The organism is Pseudomonas kairouanensis, from assembly GCF_004682055.1.
In the GTDB taxonomy this organism is placed as follows: domain Bacteria; phylum Pseudomonadota; class Gammaproteobacteria; order Pseudomonadales; family Pseudomonadaceae; genus Aquipseudomonas; species Aquipseudomonas kairouanensis.
The window spans coordinates 1-17,682 of the sequence record NZ_QUZU01000075.1; the positions used below are offsets into that span (position 1 = coordinate 1).

Consider the following 17,682-nt stretch of genomic DNA (forward strand, 5'->3'; position numbering starts at 1 on the left):
CCTTGATCACTTCGATAAACTGAAGCAACCTACTGCCGAAAACTGCATAACTCATTGTTTACCAAGGAGTTTTCCGTTTCGACTGCGCCGGAAGTGGGGCGAATTATAGGCCTCCAGAATCTGCCGTCAACCTTTAATTTAGATTTTCTATCAATCACTGCCAGACAGACTTGAGGCGACTATATAAAGAGGGACAAACACCTTAATTGAGCAATATATTGCTCATCCGGCAACAGTTAAGCATCATAGCGCCAAATACACCCCCCACTACGACCTTGGACAGACGCCCTCAAATGAACACCCCCTCTCGGAGCCTGGCCACGGCACTCTTCCCCATCGGCCTGCTGCTTATAGCCATGGCGTCCGTCCAGTCCGGCGCTTCGCTGGCAAAAAGCATGTTTCCTGTCATTGGTGCGCAAGGTACAACCGCGCTGCGCCTGATTTTCGCCAGCGTGATCATGCTGCTTCTGCTGCGCCCGTGGCGGGCGAAGCTGACAGCCAAGTCCCTGCGCACCGTCATCGTGTACGGCATGGCATTGGGTGGCATGAACTTTCTCTTCTATATGTCATTGCGCAGCGTCCCCCTGGGCATTGCGGTAGCGCTTGAATTCACCGGGCCGCTAGCGGTGGCCATCTACGCGTCGCGTCGTGCGGTCGACTTCCTGTGGATTGCGCTCGCGATCATCGGCCTGTTGCTGCTGATTCCCATGGGAGAGGCCAGCAAAGGAATCGACCTGATTGGCGCGGCCTACGCCCTCGGGGCCGGCATTTGCTGGGCGCTGTACATCCTGTTTGGCCAGAAGGCCGGCAATGACAATGGCGTCCAAACCGCCGCTCTGGGCGTAATGATCGCCGCGCTGTTTGTTGCGCCCATCGGCATCATCCATGCGGGCGCCGCCCTGCTGACGCCCGCATTGATACCGGTCGCGCTCGGGGTCGCCGTCTTGTCCACCGCATTGCCATACACCCTGGAGATGGTCGCACTAACGCGTCTTCCCGCCCGCACCTTCAGCACCCTAATGAGCATTGAGCCCGCATTCGGCGCCCTCTCCGGCCTGCTCTTCCTGCAAGAGCACCTGTCCCTGGCCCAATGGCTGGCCATCACCTGCATCATCCTGGCCTCTGCGGGGGCAACACTGACCATGCATAACGAGTCAAAGCCGCTGGTTCCAGCCGATTGATCCATCTTTGAATGTACCTCTGGTATTTGCCGCTCATTTAGGCCATGTTTAAGCCGCAAACGAATGTCATTCATGGAGAATTTCGACAAGGACAGCGCGAACGCCACACTCGAGAGCGAGTAGAGCCAGCTTCAAAGCATTGTTGCGAAGCGGCTATTAAGGATAGGAATGAAACGAATTTTGATACTGCTGATGGTCGTGGCCATTGCTGGCTGTGCAGCGACCACCAGGACAGAAGTAAAACGGGGCAAGAAAGGTCTGCATATCAACTGTTCCGGCCTGTCCTCTTCCTGGGACCAGTGCTACACCAGTGCAACCAATTCATGCGGCGCCAAGGGCTATCGGGTCATCGCCAAGTCCGGTGACAACTCCGAGGAGCCAGGGGACTACCCCTTCGGACTCAACCCTGCCGGCTACACCAGTCGCAGCATGATCGTCATCTGCAAATAATCGACCGAGCAGTCACCCGCAGACTGCTCATATTTGGCGCTTGAGACACCACGCCTATTCCCGAGACGCGTCTAGACTCCTGCTCGATATCCGAGCCAATGGAGTTCCCATGACGCATACCAAGAAGATCGTGTTGGTCGTCGGCGCCGGCGATGCAACCGGCGGCGCCATTGCCAGGCGTTTCGCCCGTGAGGGCTACGTAGCATGCGTGACTCGTCGCAGTGCCGACAAGCTGCAGCCGTTGGTCGATAGCATCACGTCAGCCGGTGGCGAAGCCCATGGTTTTGCCTGCGATGCCCGCAAAGAAGACGATGTGATCGCACTGGTCGAGCAAATCGAAACCGAACTGGGGCCCATTGAAGCCTTTGTTTTCAATATCGGCGCCAATGTGCCCTGCAGCATCCTCGAAGAAACCGCACGCAAGTATTTCAAGATATGGGAGATGGCCTGCTTCTCCGGCTTCCTCAATGCCCGCGAAGTGGCCAAGCGTATGGTCACCCGCAACCGAGGCACCCTCCTGTTCACCGGTGCTACCGCGGGTTTACGCGGCGCGGCGGGTTTTGCCGCGTTCGCCGGCGCCAAACACGGGCTCCGCGCGCTCGCACAGAGCATGGCGCGGGAGCTGGGGCCGAAGAATATCCACGTCGCCCATATCGTCGTCGATGGTGCCATCGACACCGACTTCATTCGCGACAATTTCCCTCAAAAATACGCCCTCAAGGATCAGGACGGCATTCTCGACCCCGACCATATCGCCGAAAACTATTGGTACCTGCACAGCCAGCCACGGGACGCCTGGACGTTCGAGCTAGACCTGCGCCCATGGAATGAACCCTGGTAAGCACGCCCCCATAACAATAAGTAGCGAGCATTGACCATGAGTAAAACCCTGGAGTTCTTCTTCGACATTGGCAGCCCCGCCACCTACCTGGCCCACACCCAGCTACCCGCCCTATGCGCAGCCACCGGCACACAGCTGGTGTATCAGCCGATGCTGTTGGGCGGCGTATTCAAGGCCACCGGCAATGCGTCCCCAATCACCGTGCCTGCCAAGGGACGCTACATGTTTGAAGATCTGGCGAGATACGCAAAGCGCTACAACGTTGCACTCAGGTTCAACCCGCATTTCCCCATCAACACCTTGCTGCTGATGCGCGCGGTCACTGGCATTCAAATGCGCCAGCCCGAACACTTCCAAAGCGTTGTAGATTGCCTGTTCAGCGCCCTCTGGGTAGAAGGTCGGCACATGGGCGACCCAGCCGTGGTGGCAGCAGTGCTCACCGAACACGGTTTCAACCCGGAAGAACTGCTCGCCCTGGCCAACGACGAAGCCGTAAAAGCCGCTCTCAAGGACAAGACCGAACAAGCCGTTCAACGCGGCGTGTTCGGTGCGCCCAGCATGTTTGTAGGCAACCAGCTGTTTTTTGGCCAGGATCGTCTGGATTTTGTGCACGAAGCTCTGCGCTAGATCTTGATCGACACAGCGCCTGCGAAGGCGCTGCATGGATGGCCTCCGATCAAATAGCGGCGGTACGCACCTGCAACCACTCAAGCGCAGCGCCACTGAGCAACGGACTCAAGCGCTCACGCACCTGCGCGTGGTAAGCGTTGAACCACTCGCGCTCCTGCGCCGTCAGCAACGACGGCTCCAGGCAGCGGGTATCGATCGGGCACAAGGTCAAGGTTTCGAACTTGAGGAACTCACCAAACTCGGTCTTGCCCGCTTCACGGTTCAACACCAGGTTCTCGATACGCACACCCCAACGCCCTGGGCGGTAGGTGCCCGGCTCAATGGAAGTGATCATGCCCGGTTGCATCGCCGTTTGCGGCGCTGCTGCAGCCTGATAAGCGATCACTTGCGGGCCTTCATGCACATTCAGGAAATAGCCTACGCCGTGACCCGTACCGTGGCCGTAGTCCACACCCTCGGCCCAGATCGGCGCGCGGGCGATGGCGTCCAGCAACGGCGACAAGATCCCCTTGGGGAAATGCGCACGGGACAAGGCAATCACCCCCTTGAGCACACGGGTGCAGTCACGTTTCTGCTCATCACTGGGCGTGCCGATGGGCACCATCCGCGTGATATCCGTGGTGCCACCCAGGTACTGGCCACCCGAGTCGATCAACAGCAGGCCGTCACCCTCGATCAGCGCGTGCTCTTCTGGCGTCGCGTGGTAATGCGGCATCGCACCGTTGGCGTTGTAAGCAGCGATGGTGTTGAAACTCAGCGATACATAACCAGGCCGGCGAGTGCGCGCAGCCGTCAGGTGCTCATCGATGGTCAGTTCAGTAATGCGCTCACGGCCCAGGGCGCTGTCCAGCCAGGTGAAGAATTCGCACAGGGCTGCGCCGTCCTGCTCCATGGCCTGGCGGATATGTTCCGCATCCGCCAGGCTCTTGCGAGACTTGGCCAACGTGGTCGGGTTCAACCCTTCGACCAGCTTGACGCCAGCATCAAGGTTTTCCAGCAACCCCGCAGTAACGCGCGCCGGGTCAACCTGCACGCTGGCACCCGCAGGCACCGCACGCAGTGCATCCGCCACTTCGCTGTAGTCGCGCAGGGTTACGCCATCCTGTTCCAGCACCGCACGCAGTTCAGCATCAACTTTGCTCAGCGCCACAAACAAGGTGGCCTGTTCTTGGTTGATCAAGGCAAAGGAGACAAACACCGGATTGAACGAAACGTCACCGCCTCGCAAGTTGAACAACCAGGCGATGTCATCCAGGGTCGCGATGAAATGCCAGTCGGCGCCCTTCTCTTTAAGGCTGGCGCGCAGTGCCGCAAGTTTTTCGCCACGGCTGACGGTGGCCTGCGGCGGCAAGTGTTGATAGATCGGTTGGTTCGGCAAGGCTGGACGGTCTTCCCAAACCTGATCCAACACGTCGAGGTCAGTACGCAAGCGCGCACCACGCTCCGCCAACTTGCCGCCCAACGTGCGTGCCGAGGCGACAGCCATCACCGCACCGTCCACTGCCACTACACCGCCTTCCGGGGTTTGCTCGGCCAGCCACTCCAGCGGGCCCGGTTGGCCCGGCGACAGTTTCACCAACTCGATGCCGCTGCCCTTGAGTTCCTTGGTCGCCTGCTCCCAGTAACGGCTATCGGCCCATACTCCGGCGAAATCTGCGGTGACCACCAGCGTCCCCACCGACCCATGAAACCCCGACAACCATTGACGCCCCTGCCAGTAACCCGGCAGGTACTCGGACAAGTGCGGGTCGGCCGACGGCACCAGCAGGGCATGGATGCCCTCGCGGCTCATCAGTTCGCGGGTGCGCGCGAGGCGCTGGGGAACCGTTCCATGGGTCAAGGGCTGCGTACTCATTGTGTCTCCTGCTAACCACGAATAATTATTATGTGTTGCGAAAAAATATCAGACCGCCCAGAACGCCGGCGCAGTGGCCAGCGCGGCCTTGATCAACCGCACGGCTTCATCGATGTCCTGCTCAGTGGTAAACCGGCCCAGGCTCAGGCGGATGGTGCGCCCGGCGCTGTGTGCATCGTGCCCCAAAGCCAAAAGAACGTGGGACGGCGCATTGCTCGCCGAATTGCACGCAGAGGTCGCCGAAAACGCAATACCGGCACTGAGCGCGGCGGCGTTGAATTCGCCTTCGCCAAACGTCAGGCTCAAGGTGTGTGGGATACGTTGGGTGGCGCTGCCATTGAGGCGAACGCCCGCAACCGGCGCCAGCTGATCCAGCAAGCGTTGGCGCAAGGCCACGATCAGGGCTTTTTCTTCGGCAAAAGACGCGGCGGCCAACGCAAACGCAGTGCCCATGCCGGCAATCTGATGGGTGGCCAGGGTACCGGAACGCAAGCCCCCCTCGTGACCTCCGCCATGAATCTGCGCCAGTACCTTCTGCTGGGCCCGCGGCCCCACATACAGTGCGCCGATGCCTTTGGGGCCGTACAGCTTGTGCGCGGAAAACGACATCAGGTCCACCGGCCACTGGGCCAGGTCAATCGCCACCTTGCCCGCGCCCTGCGCCGCATCCACATGCAACAAGGCGCCGTGTTCACGCACCCGCGCACCGATGCCGGGAATATCGTTGAGCGTTCCGAGTTCGTTATTCACCAGCATCAACGACACCAGGAAGGTGTCTTCGCGCAACGCTTGGCCCACCGCCTCGGCCGTGATCAGGCCATCGGCGTCCGGCACCAGGTAGGTCACCGCCACGCCGGCTTCCTGCAGTTGTCGTGCGGTATCCAGGGTGGCCTTGTGTTCGATCTGGCTGGTGATGATATGCCCACCCGCCACGCCTCGCGCCTGGGCCACGCCTTTGATCGCAAGGTTGTTGGATTCGGTGGCGCCGGAGGTCCAGACGATCTGCTCAGGCTGGGCACCGACCAGCTCGGCCACCTGGCGACGCGCGTGTTCAACCGTTTGCCGGGCCGCCTGGCCAAACGCATGGGAACTGGACGCAGGGTTGCCGAAATTGGCGTTGAAGCCCAGACACTCGACCATCACCTGGATAACCCGCTCATCCACCGGGGTGGTGGCGGCGTAGTCGAAATACAAAGGACGTTTATTCATGACGTTAAAGACTCGCAGAGCAGGTTCCCGAGAACAGCGTCTCAGGGGCATCGACCGGGACAGAGGTCGTCAGGTTTAACCGATCGAATGCCATTAAAAAAGAACTACATGATGTAAATGTGCGTAGGAACGCTCCTGGAATTGAGCTTAACAGGCTGAAGTCGCGCCATGGAAAACAAAAAACCCGAGGTTCCTTAAGGAAAGCCTCGGGTTTTTTGTTGCTTGGCGCAGGCTCAACTGGGACGACCATGCAAAACCAGGCTACGTTCGGCGTTCATTTCACCCTGGCTATCAAAGCCGTAGGACTTTTGCGGCTGCCCCATCAACGCGGCACGTTGCTGTTGATAGTCATCAAACGACAACCCCCGACGCCCCAATGCTTCCAGCGCCAACTGTTTGGTTTCTTGCGCCGTGTAAGGGCGCAGTTCTGGCGAAGGGTGGCTAGCACACCCGGCAAGCACTGAGGTGACAAGCAATACGGCAACAGCGAGGAATCGGTTCATGGCGGCGGCTCTGCGAAGTAGGTTTGAGTCAATGAACACAGGCTACTCCCGCCCCGTCGCAGTGAAAAATCACCTCCCGTGATAGTTGCTATCAACCGCCAGAGCACCTTCGATAGCAGGCCTTTTATATTTCTATTCGATCTATAAATATGGAAATACGTTCGTTTACGGAATAACCATAACCCTCTATAACTGGCCCCACGCAAACCGCACTGTTCGCCACGCAACTGTTGCGCTGGCAACAGTCATTCAACAAATAAACAGGCAGACAACAGCAGCGCTTTTCAGCAGTGAGCCCGCAACCCGCGCCGATCCTGGCCTGTACCCTTTGGTACAGCTCTTGCTCAACAGGTTGTACTCACCTGCTACGAACCACTGTTGAAAAAGGAACTGTTCATGACCCGTCCCCTGAATGTCGTTGCCCTCTCCGGCGGAACCTGGCGCCCGTCCCGTACCCTGGTACTGACCCAGGCGGTGCTGGCCGAGCTGGCCACCTTGTTGCCGATCCAAAGCACTGTCATCGAATTGGGCGACATCGCCCGTCCGCTGGGCGGTGCCCTGTCGCGCGATGAACTGCCCGCCGACGTCGAAACCCAACTGCTGGCCATTGAACAGGCCGACTTACTCATCGTTGCCGCGCCGGTCTATCGCGGCTCCTACCCCGGCCTGCTCAAGCATCTGTTTGACCTGGTGGGCCTCAATGCGCTGATCAACACCCCGGTGCTGCTGGCTGCTACCGGTGGCAGCGAGCGCCATGCACTGGTGCTGGATCATCAACTGCGCCCGCTGTTCAGCTTCTTCCAGGCACTGACCTTGCCGATTGGCGTGTACGCCACCGAGGCCGATTTCACCGACTACCAAATAACCAGCGAGCCCTTGAAGGGCCGTATTCGCCTTGCGGCAGAACGCGCAGCACCTCTTTTTGCTGCGCACTCCCCCTCTCTGCTGAAAATCGCTTAAGGATTTGTCATGGATGTTTTCTGGTTTCTGCCCACCCATGGTGACGGTCATTACCTGGGCACCACCCAAGGTGCACGACCGGTCACCCTCAATTATCTGAAGCAAGTCGCCCAGGCGGCTGACAGCCTGGGTTACCACGGCGTGTTGATTCCTACCGGGCGTTCGTGCGAAGACTCCTGGGTCATCGCCTCGGCGTTGGTGCCGCTGACCGAACGCCTGCGTTACCTGGTGGCAATTCGCCCAGGCATCATCTCGCCCACCGTGTCGGCGCGCATGGCGGCCACGCTGGATCGCCTGTCCAACGGCCGCCTGCTCATCAATGTGGTGACCGGCGGCGACCCCGACGAAAACCGCGGCGACGGCAGCTTCCTCGACCACAGCGAACGCTACGAAGTCTCCGACGAATTCCTCAAAATCTGGCGCCGTGTGTTGCAGGGCGAATCGGTGGACTTCGAAGGCAAACACCTGCGGGTACAGAACGCCAAGGCCCTTTACCCACCGGTGCAGAAGCCCTATCCACCGCTGTACTTTGGCGGTTCTTCCGACGCGGCTCATGATCTGGCTGCCGAACAAGTGGACGTGTACCTCACGTGGGGCGAACCACCTGCCGCCGTTGCGGAAAAACTCGCGGATGTACGTGAACGCGCCGCCCGCCATGGCCGCACCGTGAAGTTCGGCATTCGCCTGCATGTGATCGTGCGCGAAACCGAAGAAGACGCGTGGAAAGCCGCCGACAAACTGATCGAGCACATCAGCGACGAGACCATCGCTGCTGCGCAAAAATCCTTCTCGCGCTTTGACTCCGAAGGCCAGCGCCGCATGGCCGCGCTGCACGACGGGCGCCGAGACAACCTGGAAATCGCCCCCAACCTGTGGGCCGGCGTCGGCCTGGTCCGCGGCGGAGCCGGTACGGCGTTGGTGGGCAACCCGCAACAGGTGGCCGAGCGCATAAAGGAATATGCCGACCTGGGGATCGAGAGCTTCATCTTCTCCGGCTACCCGCACCTGGAAGAGGCGTATCGGTTTGCCGAACTGGTGTTCCCGTTGCTGCCGGAACCCTATGCCAGCCTGGCTGGGCGCGGTATCACCAACCTCACCGGTCCGTTTGGCGAAATGATTGCCAACGATGTGCTGCCGAATAAATCCTGATCGCGCTGATAACGGCTTTAGGTCGGAGCCGGGCTTGCCCGCGATGCAGGCGGCTCGGTGTCTCGGTGATATCGAGGCGATGCCATCGCAGGCAAGCCAACGCCCACAGTTGATCCTTATCGCCAATCAGACAGCGCTCGGCTTTTGACCTTCTTATTGAGGAACACCGCGTGACAGCCAAACCCCACAGCGTCCTGCCGTCCCCGATGCAGACCGCCAAACTGCTGGCCGCCGAATTCGCCCTCACCGCCGTCGAGCGCGACGAGCGCGGCGGTACGCCCAAGGCCGAACGTGACGCCCTGCGCCAGAGCGGCCTGCTGGCCCTGAGTATCCCCACTCAATACGGCGGCCTCGGCGCTCGCTGGAGCGACACCCTTGGCATCGTGCGCGAGTTCGCCAAGGTCGACAGCTCCATCGCCCACGTCTTTGGTTTCCACCACCTGATGCTTGCCACCGTGCGCCTGTTTTCGCGCCCGGACCAATGGCAACCCTGGTTCGAACAGACCGCTCGCAAGAACTGGTTCTGGGGCAACGCCCTCAACCCGCTGGACACCCGAACCGTGGTCAAGGACTTCGGTGGCTGGCGCGAGTTCTCCGGTAAAAAAAGCTTCTGTTCCGGCGCCAGCGACTCGGAAATGCTCATCGCCTCGGCGGTGGATGAAACCGCCGGCGGCAAACTGTTGATCGCCGCAATCCCCAGCGGCCGCAGCGGCATCACCCTGCACAACGACTGGAACAATATCGGCCAGCGTCAGACCGACAGCGGCAGCGCCAGCTTCGAGCGGGTGCGTGTCGAGGAATCGGAATTGCTGCTCGACCCAGGCCCACTCAGCACCCCATTTGCCTGCCTGCGCCCGCTGATCGCGCAGTTGACCTTCACCCATATGTTTCTCGGGATAGCGGAAGGCGCCTTTGAGGAAGCCCGCAACTACACCCTGACCGAGACCCGCGCCTGGCATAAATCCAGCGCCGTCGAGGTGCACAACGACCCCTACGTGCTGCATCACTACGGCGAGTTCTGGGTGGCGCTGCAAGGCGTGCGTCTGCTGGTGGAGCGCGCCGCCGACCTGCTCGATCAGGCGTGGGCCAAAGGCGCCAACCTCAGTGAACACGAGCGCGGCCAACTGGCCATTGCCATCGCCACCGCCAAAGTCGCCGCCACCCGCCAGGGCCTGGACCTGTGCAGCCGCTTGTTTGAAGTCACCGGCGCGCGCTCCACCCACGCGTCGCTGCGCCTGGACCGCCACTGGCGCAACCTGCGCACGCAAACCCTGCACGACCCGGTGGACTACAAACTCCACGAACTGGGGGACTGGGCGTTGAACCAGTCCCTGCCGATTCCGACGTTCTATTCCTAAAAAGAGGTGCCTATGCAGCTGTTAACCCTACCGCCCTCGCCCGCCCTTGCGACCTCGATCCGCGCCACGGCCCAAGTCTTCGAAGACCCTAAATCCCAGGCGTTGCTCGACCATATCCAGCAAGTGGCGCCCAGCGAAGCCAGTGTGTTGATCATCGGCGAGACCGGGACCGGTAAAGAGCTGGTGGCACGCCATATCCACAACCTCAGCGCCCGGCGTAACCGCCCATTTGTGGCGGTGAACTGCGGGGCGTTCTCCGAATCCCTGGTGGAAGCCGAATTGTTCGGCCATGAGAAAGGCGCGTTTACCGGCGCCCTCAGCGCCAAAGCAGGTTGGTTCGAAGAGGCCGACGGCGGCACCTTGTTCCTCGATGAAATCGGCGACTTGCCGATGGCGATCCAGGTCAAGCTGCTGCGCGTACTACAGGAACGCGAAGTGGTGCGCCTGGGTTCGCGTAAGAGCATTCCGATTGATGTGCGCGTATTGGCCGCGACCAACGTGCAATTAGAAAAGGCCATTAACGCCGGGCATTTCCGCGAAGACCTGTACTACCGTCTCGACGTGGTCAGCTTGGAACTCAGCCCGCTGCGCGAACGCCCCGGCGATATCCTGCCGCTGACCCGCCACTTTATCGAAGCCTACAGCCAGCGCCTGGGCTACGGCCCGATCACCATCAGCCGCGAGGCCGAGCACAAGCTCAAGAGCTACAGCTGGCCGGGCAATATCCGCGAGTTGGAAAACGTGATCCACCACACCCTGCTGATCTGCCGCAATGGCGTGATCGAACGCGATGACCTGCGCCTGTCGAACATGCGCATCGAGCGTCAGGATGACAGCCAGCACGGCACCGACAACAGCGCCGAAGCCCTGTTGGAACGTGCCTTCCAAAAGCTGTTTGAGGAACAGGCTGGGGCCCTGCACGAAAAAGTCGAGGATGCGTTGCTGCGTGCCGCCTACCGTTTCAGCCACTACAACCAAGTGCACACCGCCAACCTGCTGGGCTTGAGCCGCAACGTCACGCGCACCCGCCTGATCAAGATCGGCGAGTTGGCGGTGAACAAACGCCGCCCAGGGGAAAACCTGCAAGGCGAGCGCATGCTGCACCTATCCATTTAGGCGACAGTGCAACGCGTTGTCATGGCTGCGCTCGAAACTGCGCAGCACCTGGAACGAACCAAAGGTCACCGCCGTGGCCTGGTGGGCGCGAATCAGCGTCCAGAAATCTTCCTTGCCCTGCTCAAAGCCCTGGAACGCCGCCTCACCATCCTCGCGGGACTGCCATTGCAGGTAATTGAGCACCCGCCGTCCGTCATCGCTGACCTGCACACTGGCACTCAAGAAACCGCCATGGCCCACGGCAAGGCGTTCGCTTTGGGTGGACAGCGCCGCCACCAGGGCGGCTTGCTGCTGAGGCTCGATGTGGAACTCGATCAGTTGAGTGAAGCCGCGATTCTTCTCTGATACCTGCATGAACACTCCCCTTTCTGTGTAGGCAGAATCTTGCGATTGGATGAAGCGCAGGGTAAAACCTCTAGTTAAGTCAAGGTCAAGCGCTGTTTCGGAGTTTTCCATGTTGAACAAAGAACTGACCGTCGGCCAACTGGCAGCCCGTAGCGGCGTAGCGGTCACGGCCCTGCATTTCTACGAGACCAAGGGGCTGATCAAGAGCAATCGCAATGCGGGCAATCAGCGGCGTTATCCAAGGGATGTATTGCGGCGAGTGGTGGTGATCAAGATTGCCCAGCGCTTGGGTATTCCATTGGCAACCATCGGTGAAGCGCTGCAGACGCTGCCGGATGGGCGTACGCCAACGGCCAAGGATTGGGCGCGTTTGTCGGCGTTGTGGCGGGAGGACCTGGACGAACGCATCAACAAACTATTGCTACTGCGGGACAAGCTCAATGGCTGCATTGGCTGTGGGTGTTTGTCGCTGGAGGCGTGCCCGTTGCGTAATCAGGATGATCAGTTGGGCGAGCGTGGGCCGGGGGCGCAGTTGCTGGAGCCCACGACGCAGGCTTGAACTGAAAACCCAATCAAAATGTGGGAGCAAGCCCCACATTTGAACTTTGCTGCTCTTAGAAACCAGGCGCAATCTGGCCCTTGTAACGCGTGAGGATGAACTGGCGCACTTCATCCGAGTTCAACGCCTTGGCCAGTTTCTGAATGCGCGGGTCGTTGATGTTATCCGGCCGCGCCACCAGGTACTCGACGTACAGCGACTTGCCCTTCTCCACAATCAACGCACTGTTGGTGTCAATCCCCGCTTCCAGCGCGTAGTTGGCAAACACAAACGCCAAATCCACCTGGCTTACCGAACGGGCCAGCAAGGCGCCTTCCAGTTCACGGATTTTCAGGTGCTTGGGGTTGTCCGCAATATCCCGAGGGCTGCTGAGGGTGTTGCTCGGGTCCTTGAGCTTGATCAGGCCGGCTTCATCCAACAGCACCAAGGCACGGCCGGTATTGACCGGGTCGTTGGGGATCGACACGGTGGCGCCGTCCTTCAACTCGGCAATGTTCTTGATGCGCGTGGAGTAGGCGCCGAATGGCTCGATATGCACGCCCACCACCGGCACCAGGTCGGTGTGGCGGGTCTTGTTGTAGTCATCCAGGAAGGGTCGGTACTGGTAATAGTTGGCGTCGATGTTCTTCAACGCCAATTGCTGGTTGGGCTGGATGAAGTCGGTGAAGACTTTGATTTGCAGGTCTACACCTTCCTTGGCCAGTACCGGTTTGACGAACTCCAGGATCTCCGCGTGAGGCACCGGTGTGGCACCCACCACCAATTTTTCATTGGCAACGGCATTCAACGACAGGACAGCGGCCAAGATGGCCAGAGACTTTTTCATACATGCTCCGAAGGCAATTGTTATAGGAATCAACGGCGGCTGTAACGCGCCACCAAACGGTCACCGGTCATTTGCAGGGCCTGTACCAGCACCAACAGCAGCAACACGGTGACCACCATCACATCGGTCTGGAACCGCTGGTAGCCGTAGCGGATCGCCAGGTCACCCAGGCCCCCGCCGCCAATCACCCCGGCCATGGCGGTGTAGTCCACCAGCACAATGGCGGTCACGGTCACCGCCGCCAGCAGCCCGCCACGGGCCTCCGGCAGCAACGTGTGGCGAATCACTTGCCAGGTACTGGCGCCCATGGACTGGGTGGCCTCCACCACACCGCGGTCCACTTCACGCAGCGCGGTTTCCACCAGCCGCGCAAAAAACGGCGTACACCCCACCACCAGCGGCGGGATGGTGCCCGGCACGCCGAGGGACGTGCCCACCAGCAAGGTGGTGAGAGGGATCAGCACAATCAGCAGGATGATGAACGGCAGCGAACGCAGCACGTTGACCACCACCGACAGCACGCGATACATCACCAGCGCCTCGTGCAACTGACGCCTACCGGTAAGGAACAACAGCACCCCCACCGGCAGCCCCAGCAACACCGTGAAACCCAGGGCGGCAGCCAGCATGCTCAGGGTTTCCAGGCAGGCTTGGCCGATGTCGGCCCAGTAGATGTTCTTGAACCATTCAGCCATGGATCACGACCAGTCGTGGCGCGGCGGCTTGGCGCCATTGAGCAACCAGTTGCCCACTACGTGGTACTTCCAGCGCACCGGGTCGTGCAGGGTGTGGACCCGCGCGTTGCGCCAATGGCGATCGAAGTTGTGCTGCTTCAACGTGGAACGGGTGCCGCCCAGTTCGAACAGTTTGTTGCTGGCTTCGATGGCGATTTCGGTGGTGAGCACCTTAGCGCGAGCGACCGCCAGGGAGGCATGGGCGACCGTGTCCTCATCCGGCGCCGGGCGTGCGGCGTCTAGGGCAAAACCGGCACGCTGCAGCAACGCTTCGGCGGCTTCCAGGCGGATATCCAAAGCGCCGACCTGGATGATGGTCAGCGGGTCCTGGCTGGCTTTTTCCACCCCGGCATCGATCCATGGGCGCGCAAATTGCTGCACAAACTGCACGGTGTCACGCAGGGCGGCGCGGGCGATGCCGGCGTCGATGGCTGCGGTAGTTAATTGTGCGAAAGGGCCGGCCAATGTTGGCGAATCGTAGGATTTATGCGTAGGAAACAAGTTGAATGCCGCCACCCGCAAGTCCTGCGCCAGTACCGTGCCGCTGGAGGTGGTGCGCTGGCCCATGCTGTCCCAATCGTCGACCACCACCAGGCCCTCAGTACCGCGTGGTACGAACGCCAACTGCGCGTTTTGCTGTTCATCCAGCGCCAACACCGCCAGCCAGTGGGCGTACAGCGAGCCGGTGCAGTAGCCTTTGCGGCCGTTGATCACGTAGCCATCACCTTCGCGGCGAATAGTGGCCTGGATGTCCTGCACGTTCTTGCCGCCGGTTTCCGACAATGCATTGGCAAAACGATGGCCCTGCAACGCCAGACCAAAGAAATGCGCCTGCTGCTCAGCGGTGCCCTGCAAGCGGATATCTTCCAGCAGGCAGTAGTGATTTTGTGGGATCTGCCCGAGCGACGGGTCCGCCGCCGAGATAATCGCAATCACCTGGGCCAGCACCGCGTAGGACACCTGCGCCCCGCCAAATTCACGCGGCACGCTGATGCCCCACAGGCCGCTGTTGGAATACAGGTCCACCACCTCGGCCCGCACCTGGCGGGTGCGGTCGCGTTCGGCGTCCTGCTCCAACAATACCGCTGCGACGCGATGCGCCACCGCGATTGCCTGGGCTTCGTCGCGGATCAGGTCGGCATGGGGGGTGTGGATCGGGTAATCGGCAGATACAGGCGATACAGACATACAACGCTCTCGGGCGAATGGTTTGCCTTGTGTATTGCAGCTTCTGTGCCGCGCCCTGAAACCAGCGATTTGCCGGTAAAAACGCGATAAATCCCGCTTACGGCGCAGCAAACTGGCGGTTCACTGTTGCCTGGCAAACACCTCGTCGGCTGCCTGCAAGTCCCGGCGTGCGTGGCCTATAGTGAAAAAGCCATCTCCCTCACCACCATTTAAGGAGAACGTTATGAGCGTCAAACCCATCCCCGAGGGCTTCCACAGCATCACGCCTTACCTGGGCATCGAAAAAGCCGCCGAGGCCATCGACTTCTACACAAAAGCCTTCAATGCCACGCAGGTCATGCGCCTGGACATGCCCGACGGCAACGTGGGCCATGCCGAACTGCGCATCGGCGGCTCGCCGATCATGCTCGGCTCGCCCTGCACGCAAAGCCCGTTCGGCAGCCCGCGTGATGGCCACACCAGTGTTGGCATCCACCTTTATGTGGACGATGTGGATGCGCAGTACAAACAGGCCATCGCCGCCGGTGGCATTGTGATCTCCGAGCCCCAGGACCAATTCTATGGCGACCGCTCGGGCACGCTGAAGGATCCGTTCGGACATGTGTGGTTCCTGGCGACCCACAAGGAAGATTTGACGGAGGATCAGATTCGCCAGCGGGCCGAGGAGATGTTCAAGCAGGGCTGAGTTCTAAGGCCTCCCACATGCGACCTTCATTGCATTGAAGGCCATGTCGAGCCAGCGCTCCCTCTACACACTTCATGAACACCCCCTCCACGCTTTCCCCCTTGCCCCGCTGGCCGGGTGATTTCAGGATGCAGGCAATCATTACAAGGAGTCACTTCATGTTCGCCGGCTTCCAAAAAGACCAATGCCACGTCAATGGCGTGAGCATCAGCTATCGCAAAGGCGGCACGGGGCCCGGCCTGCTCCTGCTGCACGGGCACCCACAAACCCACGTGATCTGGCACAAGATCGCCGAACAACTGGCCGAGCACTTCACGGTGGTTGCCGCCGACCTGCGCGGTTATGGCGACAGCAGCAAGCCGCCGGCCAATGAGCATCACACCAGCTATTCCAAACGGGAAATGGCCCGGGACGGCGTGGAGTTGATGCAAGCCCTGGGTTTTGACACGTTCTCGGTGCTGGCCCATGACCGTGGCGCCCGCGTGGCTCACCGCCTGGCGCTGGACCACCGCGCGGCCGTGCAACGCATGGTGCTGCTGGATATCGCCCCCACCTTGTCGATGTACGCGCAAACCGACGAAGCCTTTGCCCGCGCCTACTGGCACTGGTTCTTCCTGATCCGCCCGGCGCCGCTGCCGGAAGCCTTGATCGAGGGCAACCCCGAGTTGTATCTGCGCAGCGTGATGGGCAGCCGCAGCGCCGGGCTCAAGCCGTTCACCGATGAGGCGTTCGCCGAATACCTGCGCTGCCTGAAGCTGCCAGGCGCCGCCACCGGCATCTGCGAAGACTACCGGGCGGCCGCCGGTATTGACCTGGAACACGATCAGGCAGATATCGACGCCGGTCGCCACCTCGACTTGCCGCTGCTGGTGCTGTGGGGCGCCGAGGGCACCGTCGGCCGCTGTTTCGAGCCGCTCAAGGAATGGCAGAAGGTTGCCACTGACGTGCGAGGCAAGGCCCTGCCCGCCGGCCATTACATCGCTGAAGAAGTTCCGGGCGTGTTGCTGGGTGAAGTCCTGGCCTTCCTGCGCTGAGTGCTATTCTGGCGGCTCATGCCGCCAGCCTTTTTTACAATGACCCATAAGAAAGATACCGTGCCCCTGCCCGAAGACCTGCGGGTGTTCCTGACCGTGATCCGCAAGGCCGGCTTCGCGGCGGCCGCCGATGAGCTGGGGCTGTCGCCGGCGTATGTCAGCAAGCGCATCCAGATCCTCGAAACCACTCTGGCCACCCGCCTGCTGCACCGTACCAGCCGACGCATCGCCCTCACCGAAGACGGTGAACGGGTGCAGCGTTGGGCCGTGCGTATCCTCCAAGACTTCGCACAACTGTCCGAAGAACTGTCCGACGCCCACGACAGCCCCCGTGGCCACCTGCACCTGTGCAGCAGCTTCGGCTTCGGGCGCAACCATGTGGCCCCTGCCCTGTCGCTGTTGGCCGAACAATACCCGGACCTGGAGATCCGCCTGGACCTGTTCGACCGCGTGGTGGATATCGTCAACGAAGGCTTCGACCTGGAGATCCGCGTGGGCGATGACATTCCCGGCCAACACATTGGCCGACAACTGGTGAGCAATCGCCGAGTGTTGTGTGCCGCCCCCGCTTACCTGGAACGGCGCGGCACGCCGCAGCAGTTGAGCGACCTTGCGCAACACGACTGCCTGGTGATCAAGGAGCGCGACAATGGGTTTGGCATCTGGGATCTGGAGCGCGAAGGCAGCGCAGAAAGCGTGCGCGTACGCGGGCCGCTGTCATCAAACAACGGCGAGATCGTGTTGCAGTGGGCGTTGGATGGGCGCGGCGTATTGCTGCGTTCGATGTGGGATGTGAAGCCATTGCTGGAGCAAGGCAGGTTGGTGCAGGTGCTGCATGACTACACCCAGAGCGCCAATGTGTGGGCGGTGTACCCGACACGATTGGCGTATTCCGGAAAGCTGCGGGCATGTGTGGAGTTTTTGCAGGAGCACTTCAAGGGGCTCTCGATCTAACCTGGGTTTCAGACTTGGAAACCCGATCAAAATGTGGGAGCGGGCTTGCTCGCGAAAGCGGTGGACCAGTCAACTTATCTATGGCTGAAAGACCCCATTCGCGAG

Annotated in this window: 19 protein-coding genes; 12 read left to right on the forward strand and 7 right to left on the reverse strand. The window is 60.6% G+C overall.

The genetic code is table 11. The features are described from left to right. Window positions 1-293 precede the first annotated feature (293 nt). The 4 genes from rhtA (at window position 294) to DYL59_RS30210 (ending at window position 3,099) form a co-directional block, all read left to right on the forward strand. Window positions 294-1,181 carry a threonine/homoserine exporter RhtA gene (gene rhtA, locus DYL59_RS30195; protein WP_135292446.1) on the forward strand — a complete coding sequence of 296 codons (888 nt, stop codon included), beginning with the start codon at window positions 294-296 and terminating at the stop codon, window positions 1,179-1,181. Between the two features lie 168 nt (window positions 1,182-1,349). Then, the gene (locus DYL59_RS30200) at window positions 1,350-1,631 is read left to right on the forward strand and encodes a hypothetical protein (RefSeq protein ID WP_135292447.1); all 282 of its coding nucleotides are present in this window, start codon (window positions 1,350-1,352) and stop codon (window positions 1,629-1,631) included. Between the two features lie 109 nt (window positions 1,632-1,740). Beyond that, the gene (locus tag DYL59_RS30205; protein ID WP_135292448.1) at window positions 1,741-2,472 is read left to right on the forward strand and encodes an SDR family oxidoreductase; all 732 of its coding nucleotides are present in this window, start codon (window positions 1,741-1,743) and stop codon (window positions 2,470-2,472) included. A gap of 36 nt (window positions 2,473-2,508) precedes the next feature. Beyond that, the gene (locus DYL59_RS30210; protein WP_135292449.1) at window positions 2,509-3,099 is read left to right on the forward strand and encodes a 2-hydroxychromene-2-carboxylate isomerase; all 591 of its coding nucleotides are present in this window, start codon (window positions 2,509-2,511) and stop codon (window positions 3,097-3,099) included. A gap of 49 nt (window positions 3,100-3,148) precedes the next feature. Here DYL59_RS30210 and DYL59_RS30215 read toward each other — a convergent pair whose 3' ends face one another. From DYL59_RS30215 to DYL59_RS30225, 3 genes are all read right to left on the reverse strand, one after another. After that, window positions 3,149-4,957, reverse strand: coding sequence for an aminopeptidase P family protein (locus tag DYL59_RS30215; RefSeq protein ID WP_135292450.1), 1,809 nt, complete (start codon window positions 4,955-4,957; stop codon window positions 3,149-3,151). A 48-nt stretch (window positions 4,958-5,005) separates the two neighbouring features. After that, on the reverse strand, window positions 5,006-6,166 hold the full coding sequence (locus DYL59_RS30220) for a cysteine desulfurase family protein (RefSeq protein ID WP_135292451.1): 1,161 nt from the start codon (window positions 6,164-6,166) through the stop codon (window positions 5,006-5,008). A 233-nt stretch (window positions 6,167-6,399) separates the two neighbouring features. Beyond that, on the reverse strand, window positions 6,400-6,669 hold the full coding sequence (locus tag DYL59_RS30225) for a hypothetical protein (protein WP_135292452.1): 270 nt from the start codon (window positions 6,667-6,669) through the stop codon (window positions 6,400-6,402). 396 nt (window positions 6,670-7,065) lie between these two features. Between DYL59_RS30225 and msuE the strand changes: the two genes are divergently transcribed. From msuE to DYL59_RS30245, 4 genes are all read left to right on the forward strand, one after another. After that, entirely contained in the window at window positions 7,066-7,629 is a 564-nt protein-coding gene (gene msuE, locus DYL59_RS30230) for an FMN reductase (protein WP_135292453.1), read from the forward strand. Window positions 7,630-7,638: 9 nt separating this feature from the next. Further along, a complete protein-coding gene (gene ssuD / locus DYL59_RS30235; protein WP_135292454.1) occupies window positions 7,639-8,778 on the forward strand; it encodes an FMNH2-dependent alkanesulfonate monooxygenase in 1,140 nt (379 codons plus the stop codon). Between the two features lie 206 nt (window positions 8,779-8,984). Further along, window positions 8,985-10,136 (forward strand): acyl-CoA dehydrogenase family protein, encoded by a 1,152-nt coding sequence (locus DYL59_RS30240; RefSeq protein WP_167496740.1) that lies wholly within the window; start codon window positions 8,985-8,987, stop codon window positions 10,134-10,136. 12 nt (window positions 10,137-10,148) lie between these two features. Then, on the forward strand, window positions 10,149-11,252 hold the full coding sequence (locus tag DYL59_RS30245; protein WP_135292456.1) for a sigma-54 interaction domain-containing protein: 1,104 nt from the start codon (window positions 10,149-10,151) through the stop codon (window positions 11,250-11,252). On the opposite strand, the gene DYL59_RS30250 is transcribed toward DYL59_RS30245, so the two are convergent. Further along, on the reverse strand, window positions 11,241-11,606 hold the full coding sequence (locus DYL59_RS30250) for an antibiotic biosynthesis monooxygenase (protein ID WP_135292457.1): 366 nt from the start codon (window positions 11,604-11,606) through the stop codon (window positions 11,241-11,243). The genes DYL59_RS30245 and DYL59_RS30250 overlap by 12 nt on opposite strands. A gap of 100 nt (window positions 11,607-11,706) precedes the next feature. Between DYL59_RS30250 and soxR the strand changes: the two genes are divergently transcribed. Next, window positions 11,707-12,156 carry a redox-sensitive transcriptional activator SoxR gene (gene soxR, locus DYL59_RS30255; protein WP_135292458.1) on the forward strand — a complete coding sequence of 150 codons (450 nt, stop codon included), beginning with the start codon at window positions 11,707-11,709 and terminating at the stop codon, window positions 12,154-12,156. A 55-nt stretch (window positions 12,157-12,211) separates the two neighbouring features. On the opposite strand, the gene DYL59_RS30260 is transcribed toward soxR, so the two are convergent. Genes DYL59_RS30260 through DYL59_RS30270 form a run of 3 tightly spaced genes read right to left on the reverse strand, consistent with a single transcriptional unit; the run spans window position 12,212 to window position 14,904 of the window. Continuing rightward, on the reverse strand, window positions 12,212-12,982 hold the full coding sequence (locus tag DYL59_RS30260) for a MetQ/NlpA family ABC transporter substrate-binding protein (protein WP_135292459.1): 771 nt from the start codon (window positions 12,980-12,982) through the stop codon (window positions 12,212-12,214). A gap of 29 nt (window positions 12,983-13,011) precedes the next feature. Beyond that, window positions 13,012-13,677 (reverse strand): methionine ABC transporter permease, encoded by a 666-nt coding sequence (locus tag DYL59_RS30265; RefSeq protein ID WP_135292460.1) that lies wholly within the window; start codon window positions 13,675-13,677, stop codon window positions 13,012-13,014. A gap of 3 nt (window positions 13,678-13,680) precedes the next feature. Further along, complete coding sequence (locus DYL59_RS30270; RefSeq protein WP_135292461.1) at window positions 13,681-14,904, reverse strand: SfnB family sulfur acquisition oxidoreductase; 1,224 nt, start codon at window positions 14,902-14,904, stop codon at window positions 13,681-13,683. A gap of 223 nt (window positions 14,905-15,127) precedes the next feature. Here DYL59_RS30270 and DYL59_RS30275 point away from each other — a divergent pair, with 223 nt between their 5' ends. The 3 genes from DYL59_RS30275 (at window position 15,128) to DYL59_RS30285 (ending at window position 17,577) form a co-directional block, all read left to right on the forward strand. Beyond that, on the forward strand, window positions 15,128-15,589 hold the full coding sequence (locus tag DYL59_RS30275) for a VOC family protein (protein ID WP_135292462.1): 462 nt from the start codon (window positions 15,128-15,130) through the stop codon (window positions 15,587-15,589). Between the two features lie 158 nt (window positions 15,590-15,747). Further along, window positions 15,748-16,623, forward strand: coding sequence for an alpha/beta fold hydrolase (locus DYL59_RS30280; protein ID WP_135292463.1), 876 nt, complete (start codon window positions 15,748-15,750; stop codon window positions 16,621-16,623). A 39-nt stretch (window positions 16,624-16,662) separates the two neighbouring features. After that, window positions 16,663-17,577: a LysR substrate-binding domain-containing protein gene (locus DYL59_RS30285; RefSeq protein WP_202877212.1), complete on the forward strand. Its 915-nt coding sequence runs from the start codon at window positions 16,663-16,665 to the stop codon at window positions 17,575-17,577. Window positions 17,578-17,682: the final 105 nt, after the last annotated feature.